12 protein-coding genes and 1 pseudogene are annotated in these 12,755 nt (G+C 58.5%); 6 read left to right on the plus strand and 7 right to left on the minus strand.

The genetic code is table 11. The annotated features are described in order from the left end of the window. Positions 1-400: 400 nt before the first annotated feature. Entirely contained in the window at positions 401-1,678 is a 1,278-nt protein-coding gene (gene clpX, locus L904_RS12490; protein WP_059752638.1) for an ATP-dependent Clp protease ATP-binding subunit ClpX, read from the minus strand. A gap of 293 nt (positions 1,679-1,971) precedes the next feature. Further along, entirely contained in the window at positions 1,972-2,604 is a 633-nt protein-coding gene (gene clpP, locus L904_RS12495; RefSeq protein ID WP_003521529.1) for an ATP-dependent Clp endopeptidase proteolytic subunit ClpP, read from the minus strand. 452 nt (positions 2,605-3,056) lie between these two features. Here clpP and L904_RS12500 point away from each other — a divergent pair, with 452 nt between their 5' ends. Then, positions 3,057-4,304, plus strand: a complete 1,248-nt coding sequence (locus L904_RS12500) for a diguanylate cyclase (RefSeq protein WP_035262753.1) — start codon at positions 3,057-3,059, stop codon at positions 4,302-4,304. Positions 4,305-4,387: 83 nt separating this feature from the next. Further along, entirely contained in the window at positions 4,388-5,641 is a 1,254-nt protein-coding gene (locus tag L904_RS12505; RefSeq protein ID WP_020810497.1) for a cytochrome P450, read from the plus strand. Between the two features lie 38 nt (positions 5,642-5,679). On the opposite strand, the gene L904_RS12510 is transcribed toward L904_RS12505, so the two are convergent. The 3 genes from L904_RS12510 to L904_RS12520 form a co-directional block, all read right to left on the minus strand. Next, entirely contained in the window at positions 5,680-6,021 is a 342-nt protein-coding gene (locus L904_RS12510) for a cupin domain-containing protein (protein ID WP_003521533.1), read from the minus strand. 114 nt (positions 6,022-6,135) lie between these two features. After that, positions 6,136-6,636, minus strand: coding sequence for a hypothetical protein (locus L904_RS12515; RefSeq protein ID WP_020810498.1), 501 nt, complete (start codon positions 6,634-6,636; stop codon positions 6,136-6,138). A 153-nt stretch (positions 6,637-6,789) separates the two neighbouring features. Then, complete coding sequence (locus L904_RS12520) at positions 6,790-7,254, minus strand: hypothetical protein (RefSeq protein ID WP_020810499.1); 465 nt, start codon at positions 7,252-7,254, stop codon at positions 6,790-6,792. Between the two features lie 165 nt (positions 7,255-7,419). Between L904_RS12520 and L904_RS12525 the strand changes: the two genes are divergently transcribed. Continuing rightward, positions 7,420-7,875, plus strand: coding sequence for a MarR family winged helix-turn-helix transcriptional regulator (locus tag L904_RS12525; RefSeq protein WP_020810500.1), 456 nt, complete (start codon positions 7,420-7,422; stop codon positions 7,873-7,875). Positions 7,876-8,027: 152 nt separating this feature from the next. On the opposite strand, the gene L904_RS12530 is transcribed toward L904_RS12525, so the two are convergent. Together L904_RS12530 and L904_RS12535 are read right to left on the minus strand one after the other, a co-directional pair. Then, complete coding sequence (locus L904_RS12530) at positions 8,028-9,311, minus strand: O-acetylhomoserine aminocarboxypropyltransferase (protein WP_020810501.1); 1,284 nt, start codon at positions 9,309-9,311, stop codon at positions 8,028-8,030. Between the two features lie 74 nt (positions 9,312-9,385). After that, positions 9,386-9,819 (minus strand): annotated as a pseudogene (locus L904_RS12535) (CoA-binding protein). 905 nt (positions 9,820-10,724) lie between these two features. Between L904_RS12535 and L904_RS12540 the strand changes: the two are divergent. The 3 genes from L904_RS12540 to rpsI all read left to right on the plus strand — a co-directional run bounded on the left by L904_RS12540 (position 10,725) and on the right by rpsI (position 12,749). Next, a complete protein-coding gene (locus L904_RS12540; RefSeq protein ID WP_031233947.1) occupies positions 10,725-11,561 on the plus strand; it encodes an EamA family transporter in 837 nt (278 codons plus the stop codon). A gap of 253 nt (positions 11,562-11,814) precedes the next feature. Beyond that, entirely contained in the window at positions 11,815-12,279 is a 465-nt protein-coding gene (gene rplM / locus L904_RS12545; protein WP_003502335.1) for a 50S ribosomal protein L13, read from the plus strand. A gap of 2 nt (positions 12,280-12,281) precedes the next feature. Then, positions 12,282-12,749 carry a 30S ribosomal protein S9 gene (gene rpsI, locus L904_RS12550; RefSeq protein ID WP_003521540.1) on the plus strand — a complete coding sequence of 156 codons (468 nt, stop codon included), beginning with the start codon at positions 12,282-12,284 and terminating at the stop codon, positions 12,747-12,749. The last annotated feature ends 6 nt before the right edge of the window (positions 12,750-12,755 follow it).

The raw sequence follows: 12,755 nt of genomic DNA on the forward strand, positions 1-12,755 counted from the left end.
TGGTCCCTTTCGGGACACTTTGCCGGACAGCTTGGGGCATCCGGCACATTCATTTCTCGAGACTGAAAGTGGAGTTTCGAAACACCGATTTCAAGTCGCCGGAACAGACGGTCCCGCTAAGCCGCAAGACCGTGAAATTCAACAAAACCCAGCGCCGGCTAGTACTCCCGACATTTCCGGTTATCCCGAAGGACATGGGAACCGGGTCGCCGACGGGAATTCACATTTCCGTCATATCGCGCTGCAAATCAGTTGTAAGACTTTATCAGCAAAGCGCAATCCGCTCCAAACGCAAAATCGGGCTTCGCCAAGTTAGGCGCAAGTTTCACAACGGGCGACAACAGAAAAGGCCCGCACGGAGGCGGGCCTTCTGACTTCATCAAAGCACCGGACCGGCCGATCAGGCCGAAACGTTGGTCTTTTCTTCCTGACGATCCGCATAGATGTAGAGCGGACGCGCAAGGCCACTGACGACCTCGTCGGAAATGACCACTTCGCGCACGCCTTCCAGCGTCGGCAGTTCGAACATGGTATCCAGAAGGATCTTTTCCATGATCGAGCGCAGGCCGCGGGCGCCGGTCTTGCGGGTGATCGCCTTGCGGGCGATTTCGCGCAGCGCGTCCTCGTGGAAGGTCAGTTCCACATCTTCCATCTCGAACAGGCGCTGATACTGCTTGACCAGCGCGTTCTTCGGCTCGGACAGAATCTGGATCAGCGCATCCTCGTCAAGGTCTTCCAGCGTGGCGAGAACCGGCAGACGGCCGATGAATTCCGGGATGAGACCGAACTTCACCAGATCTTCGGGCTCCAGCTCGCGCAGCACCTCGCCCACACGGCGATCGTCTTCCGCCTTGACGGTCGCACCGAAGCCGATCGAGGTCTTTTCACCACGGGCCGAGATGATCTTGTCGAGGCCGGCAAACGCGCCGCCGCAGATGAACAGGATGTTGGTCGTATCCACCTGCAGGAATTCCTGCTGCGGATGCTTGCGACCGCCCTGCGGCGGAACGGAAGCGACCGTGCCTTCCATGATCTTCAGAAGCGCCTGCTGAACGCCCTCGCCCGACACGTCGCGCGTGATCGACGGGTTGTCCGACTTGCGGGAAATCTTGTCGACTTCGTCGATATAGACGATACCGCGCTGGGCGCGCTCGACATTGTAATCCGCAGCCTGCAACAGCTTCAGGATGATGTTTTCCACGTCCTCGCCGACATAACCGGCTTCGGTCAGCGTCGTTGCGTCCGCCATGGTAAAGGGAACGTCGATGATGCGGGCGAGCGTCTGGGCAAGATAGGTCTTGCCGCAGCCCGTCGGGCCGACGAGCATGATGTTCGACTTCGCAAGCTCGACATCGCCATTCTTGGAGGCGTGCGCGAGGCGCTTGTAGTGGTTGTGAACGGCAACAGACAGGATCTTCTTCGCCTGCTTCTGGCCGATGACGTATTCGTCGAGGATCTTGATGATATCCTGCGGGGTGGGAACACCCTCGCGCGACTTCACCATCGACGTCTTGTTCTCCTCGCGGATGATGTCCATGCACAATTCGACGCATTCATCGCAGATGAATACCGTCGGTCCGGCAATGAGTTTCCGGACTTCGTGCTGGCTCTTGCCGCAGAATGAACAATAGAGTGTATTCTTAGAGTCGCCGCCGTTGCTGCCGCTGACTTTGCTCATATCTCTTTCCTTCCAGCACGCCGCAGGTCCGCCAAACGGATCGCGGTCAACTTACCGCCCGCCGATACGGCAGCCCTTGGGGTGCATCGCCGTATCCGCCTCGTTTCCCGGGGTACTAACCGGTATCAGATACATGAGCTGACAACCGGCTGCAACGAATTCCCCATCAAACCAAAGGCCACGTCATAAAAATTCAACATAGCCTTTATATATACTAATATCGCTTTCTGTTGCGGTTGAAAGCCCCGAAATTACTTTTGCGGGTTCAAACAAACGTCAAAAAGCGGCGCGCCTCAATTCGCGGCGGCGCCTTCGATTTCCTGGCGCGAGGTCAGGATCTTGTCGATCACGCCCCAGTCCTTCGCCTCGTCTGCATCCATGAAGTGGTCGCGATCGAGGGTTTTTTCAACCTCTTCGAGCGTACGGCCGGTGTGCTTCACGTAGACTTCATTGAGGCGGCGCTTCATCTTGATGATGTCGCGGGCGTGACGCTCGATGTCCGATGCCTGTCCCTGGAAACCGCCGGAAGGCTGGTGCACCATGATGCGGGCGTTCGGGGTTGCGAAACGCATTCCCTTTTCACCGGCAGCCAAAAGCAGCGAGCCCATGGATGCGGCCTGGCCGACGCAGAGCGTGGAGACCGCAGGGCGAATGAACTGCATCGTATCGTAGATCGCCATGCCGGCGGTCACGACGCCACCTGGCGAATTGATGTAGAGTGCGATTTCCTTCTTCGGGTTTTCAGCCTCGAGGAAAAGCAGCTGCGCGCAGACGAGCGAAGCCATCTGGTCTTCCACCGGGCCGGTGAGGAAAATGATGCGTTCCTTGAGAAGACGGGAAAATATGTCGTAGGAGCGTTCGCCGCGATTGGTCTGCTCAACGACCATCGGCACCAGAGCCATGGCGGTATCAACTGGATTTTTCATGTCCGTCCTTTGTCAAACTCTGCCCTTCGCGAAAAACCGCTCCGGAATCACTTCTAACCTTCATACTCCCTACATAGAGTGTCCCTGCCCCGTACTTCAAGACACGAAGCCGCATATCCTTAACGGCTCAACAGCGTTTGCAGGCCTTTCGGGCCGAGGTTGACAGGGCTTTCGGACGGGGCGGCGCCAGCCGGGCCTCTTTCCCTCGCTGCCACCATTTTTTTACTATGGCAGGCAACGACGGCAAAAATCGCCCGCCATGCACAGATATAACTTCTCACCGGCAAGAACTCGTTAGTATTTGCTGCCGATACTGGCCAGCGAATTTCCGGTTCCCGTTGGGGAATGGGCCCATCCGGGCGAAATGGCAGCTCAACAATTCCAGCGGGCATAACGCACCTCGTGCGAGAGAGCCCGCTTTTACCGCATGATGGCGCAGATAGGATTTTGCAATGCTGGATGCAAAGACGAGCACGCTACTGTGGGCGGCGGAAACGTTCACCCTTGCCGTGCTTTTGGGAACGCTGTGGCTGCACCGCCCTTCCCGCCGGCATAATCTCTATTTCGCGGCCGGCTTCCTCGCCACGGGCTTCGGCACTGTCATGGTGGCGTTTCGCGGCGATATTTCCAGTTTTCTGTCCATACAGGTCGGCAATACGCTCGCACTTTCCGCCTTCGGTTTCTGGCTCGCGGGCCTGTTATGCCTGGAGCAGCGGAAACTCGGCGGCTGGATTGCAATTCCGGCGCTGCTGTGGATCGCCGGGATGTTCGTACCATCCGTGCGCGAAGACATGGTCGCCCGCATCCTGCTTTATCATGCCAGCGCCGCCACGGGCTATTTTATGCTCGCCGGTGTCCTTCTGGCCAGCAGGGCGCGTGCAACGCGCAGCCGAAAGGTGCTGGCCGCTATCCTGGTTCTGCAGGCCTTTGCCGGAGCGCTCGTCGCATCCATCGTCATCCCCGCCAATGCCGCAGTTCCCAACGCCATTCCCATGACGTCGGCGCTCTCCATTTCCGGCATGCTCGGCTTCACGGCCATCATCATGATCAGCGCCAAGATCATCATGGAAGATACGGAGATTCGTCTCCACCGGCTCGCCATGACCGATCACCTGACCGGCGTTCTCAACCGGCGCGGCCTGCTGGAGGAGTTCGAGCGTATCAAGAAAAGATCGCCGGCCTCCAGCCGTTACGTGGCGCTGGTGCTGTTCGACATCGACCATTTCAAGAAGATCAACGACAGATACGGCCACCAGTCCGGCGATGCGGTGCTCGTGCATTTCTGTCATATCGCGCAGCGCGCGATTGGCGATCGCGGCCTTTTCGTCAGAATGGGAGGCGAGGAATTCGCTCTGGTTGCCGAAGTGGAAAGCCCTTCCAGCACGGCGACGCTTTCGGAAGCCATCCGCAGCAATCTGCGCCTTTCGAAGATCAGTTCGCGTGGTGAAGCCATCGAGGTGACCACCAGCGTCGGCATATCCGAAGCCATGATCAAGGATGCGGACCTGAGCGTGATGATGACGGAAGCCGACCGCGCGCTCTATGCCGCCAAGAAGGCCGGGCGCAACCGGACGGTCATCCACGTCAATTCGGCCAATGTCGTCGTGCCCGCCTCGGACCGCGACGAAAATCCGATGGATAACAATGCCGACCGCCAGGTCGCGGCGCTGAACCGGATATCCGCCATCGCCAGCCGATGACGATGTAACCACCCAGTGACAGACATAGAGATATCCGGAAGGGATTTCCCTCCCTTCCCAAAGCGCCGCGCGCGGAATAGACCATGGGCATGACAGCGACATTTCCGTTTCTCAAAATCGATCCCGCCACCCGCCGCGTTTCCCTTGATGCCCGCGACCCGGCTTTCTACAACGATCCGAACCCGGTTTATGCGGCCTTGCACGCTGAATGTCCCACCTTCTACTGGGAAGAACAGCGGCAATGGTTTTTCACCGGATACGACCATGTGAGCGCGCTTTTGCGCGACCGCCGCTTCGGACGGCAGATCCTGCATGTGGCAAGCCGCGAAGAGATCGGCCTGGCGGAGCCGCTCGAACATGTGAAGCATTTCGATGCTGCCGAGCAGCATTCGCTTCTGGAGCTCGAGCCGCCGGAGCACACGCGGCTGCGCACGCTCATCAACCGCGCCTTCGTGTCGCGGCATGTCGACAAGATGAAGCCGGAAATCGAGGAACTCGCCAACCGTCTGATCGACGCCTTCGAAAGCAAGGGCGAAACGGAACTGCTCTCCTCCTATGCCGATATCATTCCGGTGACGATGATCGCCCGCATGATCGGCATTCCCGAGGAAATGGGGCCGCAGCTTCTGAAATGGTCGCATGCCTATGTCGGCATGTATATGTTCAAGCGCACGCCGGAAGACGAGCTGCTGGCCGACAGGGCCGCGCGTGAGTTTTCAGACTATGTGCGCAGCGTGATCGCCGAGCGGCGAGCGGAGCCGAAGGACGATCTGCTGAGCCACATGATCCACACGGAACACAAGGGCCAGTACCTCACCGACGACGAACTGATCTCCACGACGATCGTGCTGCTGAATGCCGGGCACGAGGCGACCGTGCACCAGATCGGCAATTCCGTGCGCATCATTCTGGAAAGCGGCATCTCCCCCGAGACGCTGTTTAACGACGATGCCACCACGGAACGGACGGTGGAGGAAACCCTGCGCATCTGCGCGCCGGTGCATATTTTCCAGCGCTGGGTTCTGGAGCCGGTCGAAATCGACGGCGTCGCGTTCAAGCGCGGCGACAAGGTCAGCCTCATTCTGGCCGCCGCCAATCTCGATCCGGCAAAATTTTCCGATCCGCTGACCTTCCGGCCGGACCGCAACGAGGGCGCCAACGTCTCCTTCGGCGCCGGCATCCATTTCTGCATCGGCGCGCCGCTGGCAAGGCTGGAGCTCAATCTTGCCCTGCCCCTGCTTTTCAAACGCCTGCCGGGCCTGAAGATCGCCGAGCCACCCAGGGTCAAGGATGTCTATCATTTCCATGGTCTGGAGCGGCTCGATCTCAGCTGGTGAGATTTGGCCGGTAGAGCACTCGCAAGAACCATCCGGTTTCAGAGCCGGATGACATAATCCTTTCGCGTCGTCTCCACCACCTCCCACGTGCCCGTAAAGCCCGGACGCAGGATAACGCGGTCGCCCGGTCTCAGATCGCGCGGCGCACCGCCGTCTTCGGTCAGGATGGAATGGCCTTCGAGAATGTTGAAATATTCCCATTCGTCATAGACCACCCGCCATTTGCCGGGCGTGGACTGCCAGATGCCGGCATAGATGCCGCCGGGAGCTTCCTCGAGATTCCATGTGGTGAATTTGGGATCGCCGGAAATCAGTCTTTCCGGCGCTGGCGCACCGTATTCCAGCTCGGCGATATCATCGAAGGACAGAAAATTCGTCATGACGTCCCCTGTCCGTCAAATATGGTTGGCCATACAGCTTTGCTCAATTGTGGGCGCTTCGTCAAATAGTCTCGGGTGTTCCGGTTGGGCGTTGCCGCCGAGGAAACGAGGCGCCTACTCCATCTTCGTCCAGCCGAAAACCAGCCAGGTGTATTTCGACTTCTTGTCGGGTTCGGCCGTGTACGTCATCTGTATATCGCCGTCCTTCGCGTAAATATCGAGCCGGGGCGCGGTATCCAGCTTCAGCCATAGCGAACTCTTGTCAAAAGACCATGTGCCGCACCAGACGCATGAACCTGAGGGATCGCCGGGTTGATGGAAATTGTAGCGACCGTCCGCCGTGATCTCCAGATAATCAAACGCGGAATAAAATGTCGTCACCGTCTCCTGGAACAATGTCGCATCCGCTTCCTGCCGGGAGGTGGGCGCAGTCTTCATATCGCGCGGCGGGCGGCTGGTCGCACCGGTGAGCTTCCATTTTCCGACAAAGTCCTGCTGCGTCGGGAAATATTCCGCCTCGGCCTTTGCCGGCGAAACCGAAACTACGACCGGTATGTCAGCCACACCCGCGACCCCGATTGCAAGGAGAAGGGTGACAATACGGAGCATTTTCATATGGCGTATCTTTCGCGATGGGACTGAAGGAGCCTGTTCTAGGCGGATTCGGCGCTTTGAGTAAGATGGTCGCGGATGAACGGAAGCAGCGCGCCGCTCAATCTGGCACCGAAGTTTTCTACACAGACCGGTGGAAACCGGCAGCGTACGGGCTCAGTTTCCTGCTGATTTCGCGAGCGCGATGAACAGGAGGATCACCGCAAGAAACTCGATGGGAAGTCGCCAGCGGCTCAATCGGACCCATCTGGCCGCAGCATTGGAAGCGGCCGTTGCGTCCCCGGCCAATCCCGTCTCAAACCGAAGCGCCATTGGGATGAAATATGCAAAAGACCAGATCCGCGCGACAAGGTGCGCGGCGAGTGCGGACCATATCCAGACGCGAATTGCGGGATGAGCCCATGTCAGCCAGACAGCGGGGAGCAAGGCCACCTCAAACAGCCCGTGAGCGGGACCCCAGAAAAGCTTTCGGTTGATCCCGCCCCGTTCAGGCTGGATCAGCATCGGCTGCGAAGGCCACACCCTATCGACAAGAAGCGTCTCATAGATGCCGCCGCCCAGCCCGACGCTCCCAAGAACAGCGGCGACGACAATCGCGTAGAAAACCAGCGGCTCGAACATCTCTCACCTCTTCCAGAAATCGCCGTGACGCCTGCGAGAGCATGGCCAGCACACATTTTCCACTTTTCGACGCTCACAGGCGTAAGCAGCATATTTAACGCTGGCGAAATCACATCCGGCCAATTATCTTGATGACTATTATTTCTTAATTATTGAGATATTCAAATGTCAAGAGATATCCTGGATCGCCGGTTGACCGACGCACTTCGCCAGGCCAGCGCGCAATCATTGCTCATCAGCCAGTCCATCGCGGCAAAGGCTCGGATGAACACCACCGATCTGGAGTGCCTAGACATCCTTCAGATGCAAGGCCAGGCGAGTGCGGGTGAACTTGCAAGATCGACCGGCCTGACGACCGGAGCGGTGACGGCGCTGCTCGACCGGCTGGAGAAGGCCGGCTTCATAAAGCGCTTGCCCGACCCTGCGGATCGTCGGCGCGTGCTGGCAGCGCCTCATCCCGAAAAAATGCGGGAATTGTTTCAGATGTATGCGCCCCTTCAGGAAAAGATGGAGGCGCTCTATGGGGAATATGATGAAGAGCAATTGCAGCTCATCATCGGTTTCATGGAAAAATCATGTGCCATTTCGAAGGACTTCATTGGCACTTTGCAGAAGAAATAAGCTGAATGCAGCCGAGCGAGTGCACCTCGCCGCAACACGCAAATCCGCTGCCGCCGAAAGCACCCTGTTTCCATGGTTTTCCGGCGGCCGCTCAATCACACTTAAATATCATTGGGGGTCACGCGGGCACCAAACTCGCGTGAGCCACCACATCAGACCTTGGCGAGCGATTGCTCGAGATCGGCGATGATGTCCTTGACGTCCTCGATGCCGACCGACAGGCGAACCACATCCGGCCCGGCGCCGGCGGCCGTCTGCTGTTCCGATGTCAGCTGCGCATGGGTGGTGGAGGCCGGGTGGATGACGAGAGAGCGCGTGTCGCCGATATTGGCGAGATGGGAGAAGAGCTGCAGCCCTTCCACCAGCGCCTTGCCGGCCGCATAACCGCCCCTGACGCCGAAGGTGAAGACGGAGCCCGCCCCCTTTGGCGAATAATGCTGCTGGATAGCGTGGTTGTCGCTGTCTTCCAGCCCCGCATAATGCACCCAACCAACCTTGGGATGCGCCTTCAGCCATTTCGCGACGGCGAGCGCATTGTCGGAATGGCGCTGAACGCGCAGCGGCAGCGTCTCGATGCCGGTCAGGATGAGGAAGGCATTGAAGGGTGAGATCGCCGGGCCGAGGTCACGCAAGCCCAGCACACGGCAGGCGATGGCGAAGGCGAAATTGCCGAAGGTCTGGTGCAGCACGACGCCGGAATATTCCGGCCGGGGCTGTGACAACGCCGGATATCTGTCTGTCGCGGACCAGTCGAAGGTTCCGCCGTCAACGATGATGCCACCCATGGAGTTGCCGTGGCCGCCGAGGAATTTCGTCAGCGAATGCAGCACGATATCCGCGCCATGTTCCAGCGGCCGCAGCAGATAGGGGCTCGCCATGGTATTGTCGACGATCAGCGGCAGACCGTGCCGGTGGGCGACCTCGGCGATTGCGGCGATATCCACGAAAGTACCGCCCGGATTGGCAAGGCTTTCGATGAAGACGGCACGGGTGCGCTCATCGATCTGCGCCTCGAAGCTGGCCGGATCGGTGGCGTCGGCCCAGCGGACCTGCCAGTCGAAGCCCTTGAAGGCATGGCCGAACTGGTTGATCGAGCCGCCATAGAGCTGGCGGGCGGCGACGAAATTGTCGCCGGATTGCAGCAGCGTATGGAAGACCAGCAATTGCGCGGCATGGCCGGACGCGACGGCAAGCGCGGCCGTGCCGCCCTCCAGTGCTGCCACGCGCTCTTCCAGAACCGCCTGAGTGGGGTTCATGATGCGGGTGTAGATATTGCCGAACTCTTTTAATCCGAACAGGGCGGCGGCGTGATCGGCGTCGCGGAAAGCATAGGCCGTGGTCTGATAAATGGGTGTGGCACGCGCGCCGGTGGTCGGATTCGGTTGCGCGCCCGCATGAACGGCCAGCGTCGAAAACCCGGGATTGCTGCTCGGCATGATGTTTCCTCCAATTGGAATTTCGGAGGGATCATAATGCCTTGCCGCCAAATGATAAGTCCGATCCGTACCAACTATCGCACAATATTGAGACGCGGATACTCAATTGCAGGACAACGATCCATCACGACTTCCATACCGTAGGCTTCCGCCTTGGCGGCGGCATTGTCATCGCGAACGGAAGCTGGCCCCAGATTACCGATGGCCGCTCCGGCAGCAATATCGCCTCCTCGACGATTGCCGACAAATATTCCGGCGCCCGGAAAACATCGATCATGTCCACCGGCTCGGGAATATCGGCGAGTTTGGCATAGACCTTCTGCCCCAGTATCTCCTTGCCTGCCTGGCCGGGATTGACCGGAAACACACGATACCCCCTGGACAGCAGGAAGCGCATCACGCCGTGGCTCGGCCTGTCCGGGTTGGGCGAAGCACCGAGCAGGGCGATGGTTTTGACATCCGTCAGAATTTTTCTGAGGTAGTCGGGCTCGTAACTATCATGCTGCATGTCAACTTATCCCTTCTGGAGCGTCGCATGGTTTGAAGAATACCACTGCAGCTGCGCCATTCGAAAGCGCCGCGAGCATAGCGTCTCCTGCATAATTCCACCGACACATTCCTGACGCTACCGGTTGCGTCCGCCCTTCCACCTAGGAAGGTTCTTCGCTCTCTTGAACCCCTGCCCGGCTGAAAAATTGCAGCTACGGCAGAAACCCCGCCGCGCAGTGGCACGTTTTCGCCCACGCAAAATGATTTCACCAAACGCCGGAATGCCGGTTGTACTGACTATTTTTGTCCAGTTTTCAAAATGACGCGAATTGCCGCAAATAGGGGCCCAAACAACATTAGCGTGCAATTCATGCGCTCTTCGTCTCCTGTTTGTTTTCATTCCGTTCACAGGAAAATTAGAGACATCTAATTTTCAGAAAGTTATTCTGTAAATCAATCTATACACAAATCTGCAACGTTACAGTTGCCAATTCGTGAAAGATATGAAATTTCTTTTCATGCACGCCTTTGCCCGATTGATACACCTTGCGCCCGAAGCGCCATGGCGCACTGGGCGCCAATATTTGACAAATTTGGTAGTATTTTTAGCGAAAATTCGTCGTGAGGCGAAACCATAAGCTGTGCGTCGGACGCTCATGCGTCCATCTGACGGATGAAATCATGAGCAGAACGCCATATCGCCCCTGCGCAAAATCATTCCCCGGCGCCATGACATGCACAAAGCATAAATTTTACGCGCGTTGCAGTATCTGCTGCGATCACAGGCCGTTTGCGGGCGGTTCCACGGGCGCAAAACGCTCGCTCGAATGATCGGGAGAGGCATATCGCCTCGCCGAAAATCGATTCCGGTTTTCAAGCCGATGCTGTAGGTTGCCCAAAGTAGCCCGCGAGCGAGTCTCTATTGTGACATTTGACATTCTTCTTCTGGTGCTCCTGGGCGCGATACTGCATGCCGGATGGAATGCGCTGGTCAAGGCCGGATCCGACAAATCGCTGGACGCCTCGCTGATCGCGGCGGGCGCTGCGGCCTGTTCGCTGCCGTTTCTGCCTTTCCTGCCATTTCCCGCGCCGGTCGCCATTCCTTTCCTGATCGCTTCGGCCGTTCTGCAATTCGCCTATTTCCGGCTTGTCGCCGCCGCCTATACGATCGGCGACATCGGCCTTGTTTATCCCGTCATGCGCGGCGTGGCGCCCCTGATCGTCGCGGCGACGAGCAGCCTGTTCCTCAGCGAGATTTTAAGCCCGCTGGCCCTTGCCGGCATCGCCGTCATCTCCGGCGGCATCCTGACGCTCGCTTTCGAGGCGCGGCGCGGTGGCGGAAAGGCGATCATGGTCGCCCTGCTCAACGCCTTCGTGATCGCATCCTACACCTTCGTCGACGGTGTCGGCGCAAGGCTTTCCGGCAACGCCATCTCCTATACGCTGTGGATGTCGCTTCTGCCGCCCGTGCTGCTTTTCGGCTTCGCCTTCTACCAGCGCGGTGTAGGCCCGGTCGCGAACCATGTCCGGCGCAAATGGTGGCGCGGCCTGATCGGCGGCGGCGGCTCCATTCTTTCTTACGGGCTGGCGCTCTACGCCATGACCAAGGCGCCCGTCGCCGTCGTCGCGGCGCTCCGGGAAACCTCCATTCTCTTTGCGCTGGTGATCTCCGTGGTGATCCTGAAAGAACGCGCCAGCATCTGGCGTTATCTTGCCGGAGGCATCATTGCAGCGGGCGTTCTGGTGATGCGACTGGGGTAAAACGGGACCGTTCGATGAGGTAAAATAATACCCCATTATCAAGCCATTGTTTTTGCTATCTTATTTTTACGACCTCTAGAATCCGTCATATTGACGCTTTCGCTCGCGCACCGTATAAGCGCGCCAGATCGGATTCCAGCCGGAATAGGGTCATTTGCGGTTGCCTTTGATGGCAACCAAACCAAGCAACAAGAAACGCCCGTATGCTCTTATTTAAAAGAGGATGCTGGGTCCACGTTAGAAAGTGAAATCCATGTCTACTTTCGTTCAGAAGCCTGCTGAGGTGGAGAAGAAGTGGGTCATCATCGACGCCGAAGGCCTCGTTGTTGGTCGCCTCGCCACCATCGTTGCAACCCGCCTGCGCGGCAAGCACAAGGCTACCTACACCCCCCACGTTGATGATGGCGACAACGTCATCGTTATCAACGCGGAAAAGGTTGCCTTCACCGGCAACAAGTACTCCGACAAGAAGTACTACTGGCACACCGGTCACCCGGGTGGCATCAAGGAGCGTACGGCTCGCCAGATCATCGAAGGCCGCTTCCCGGAGCGCGTCGTTGAAAAGGCCATCGAGCGCATGATCCCGCGCGGCCCGCTCGGCCGTCGCCAGATGAAGAACCTGCGCGTTTACGCCGGCTCGAACCATCCGCACGAAGCACAGCAGCCCACCGTTCTCGACGTGGCCGCGCTTAACAAGAAGAACGTAAGGAGCGCCTGATAATGGCCGATCTTTCCTCTCTGAAAGACCTCGCCCCGGCATCGGAAGCTTCGGCTCCCGTGCATGTCCGCAAGGTTGACACCCTCGGCCGCTCCTACGCGACCGGCAAGCGCAAGAACGCCGTAGCCCGCGTATGGGTCAAGGCCGGTTCTGGCAAGATCATCATCAACGGCCGCGATTTCACCACGTATTTCGCACGTCCGGTTCTGCAGATGATCCTTCAGCAGCCGATCGTCGCCGCTGCCCGCACGGGTCAGTTCGACATCATCGCCACCGTTGCCGGTGGTGGTCTGTCCGGTCAGGCCGGCGCCGTTCGTCACGGTCTGTCCAAGGCCCTCACCTACTTCGAACCGGGCCTGCGCTCCGTTCTGAAGAAGGGTGGCTTCCTGACCCGCGACAGCCGCGTTGTCGAGCGTAAGAAGTACGGTAAGGCCAAGGCCCGCCGTTCGTTCCAGTTCTCGAAGCGCTAATCGCTT

It is taken from the genome of Agrobacterium sp. LY4, from assembly GCF_001526585.1.
GTDB classification, from domain to species: domain Bacteria; phylum Pseudomonadota; class Alphaproteobacteria; order Rhizobiales; family Rhizobiaceae; genus Agrobacterium; species Agrobacterium leguminum.

What these genes read in the sequence shown, in the direction of transcription:
- clpX (WP_059752638.1), bottom strand. Translation starts at nt 1,678, where the DNA reads ATGAGCAAAGTCAGCGGCAGCAACGGCGGCGACTCTAAGAATACACTC.
- clpP (WP_003521529.1), bottom strand. Translation starts at nt 2,604, where the DNA reads ATGAAAAATCCAGTTGATACCGCCATGGCTCTGGTGCCGATGGTCGTT.
- L904_RS12500 (WP_035262753.1), top strand. Translation starts at nt 3,057, where the DNA reads ATGCTGGATGCAAAGACGAGCACGCTACTGTGGGCGGCGGAAACGTTC.
- L904_RS12505 (WP_020810497.1), top strand. Translation starts at nt 4,388, where the DNA reads ATGGGCATGACAGCGACATTTCCGTTTCTCAAAATCGATCCCGCCACC.
- L904_RS12510 (WP_003521533.1), bottom strand. Translation starts at nt 6,021, where the DNA reads ATGACGAATTTTCTGTCCTTCGATGATATCGCCGAGCTGGAATACGGT.
- L904_RS12515 (WP_020810498.1), bottom strand. Translation starts at nt 6,636, where the DNA reads ATGAAAATGCTCCGTATTGTCACCCTTCTCCTTGCAATCGGGGTCGCG.
- L904_RS12520 (WP_020810499.1), bottom strand. Translation starts at nt 7,254, where the DNA reads ATGTTCGAGCCGCTGGTTTTCTACGCGATTGTCGTCGCCGCTGTTCTT.
- L904_RS12525 (WP_020810500.1), top strand. Translation starts at nt 7,420, where the DNA reads ATGTCAAGAGATATCCTGGATCGCCGGTTGACCGACGCACTTCGCCAG.
- L904_RS12530 (WP_020810501.1), bottom strand. Translation starts at nt 9,311, where the DNA reads ATGCCGAGCAGCAATCCCGGGTTTTCGACGCTGGCCGTTCATGCGGGC.
- rplM (WP_003502335.1), top strand. Translation starts at nt 11,815, where the DNA reads ATGTCTACTTTCGTTCAGAAGCCTGCTGAGGTGGAGAAGAAGTGGGTC.
- rpsI (WP_003521540.1), top strand. Translation starts at nt 12,282, where the DNA reads ATGGCCGATCTTTCCTCTCTGAAAGACCTCGCCCCGGCATCGGAAGCT.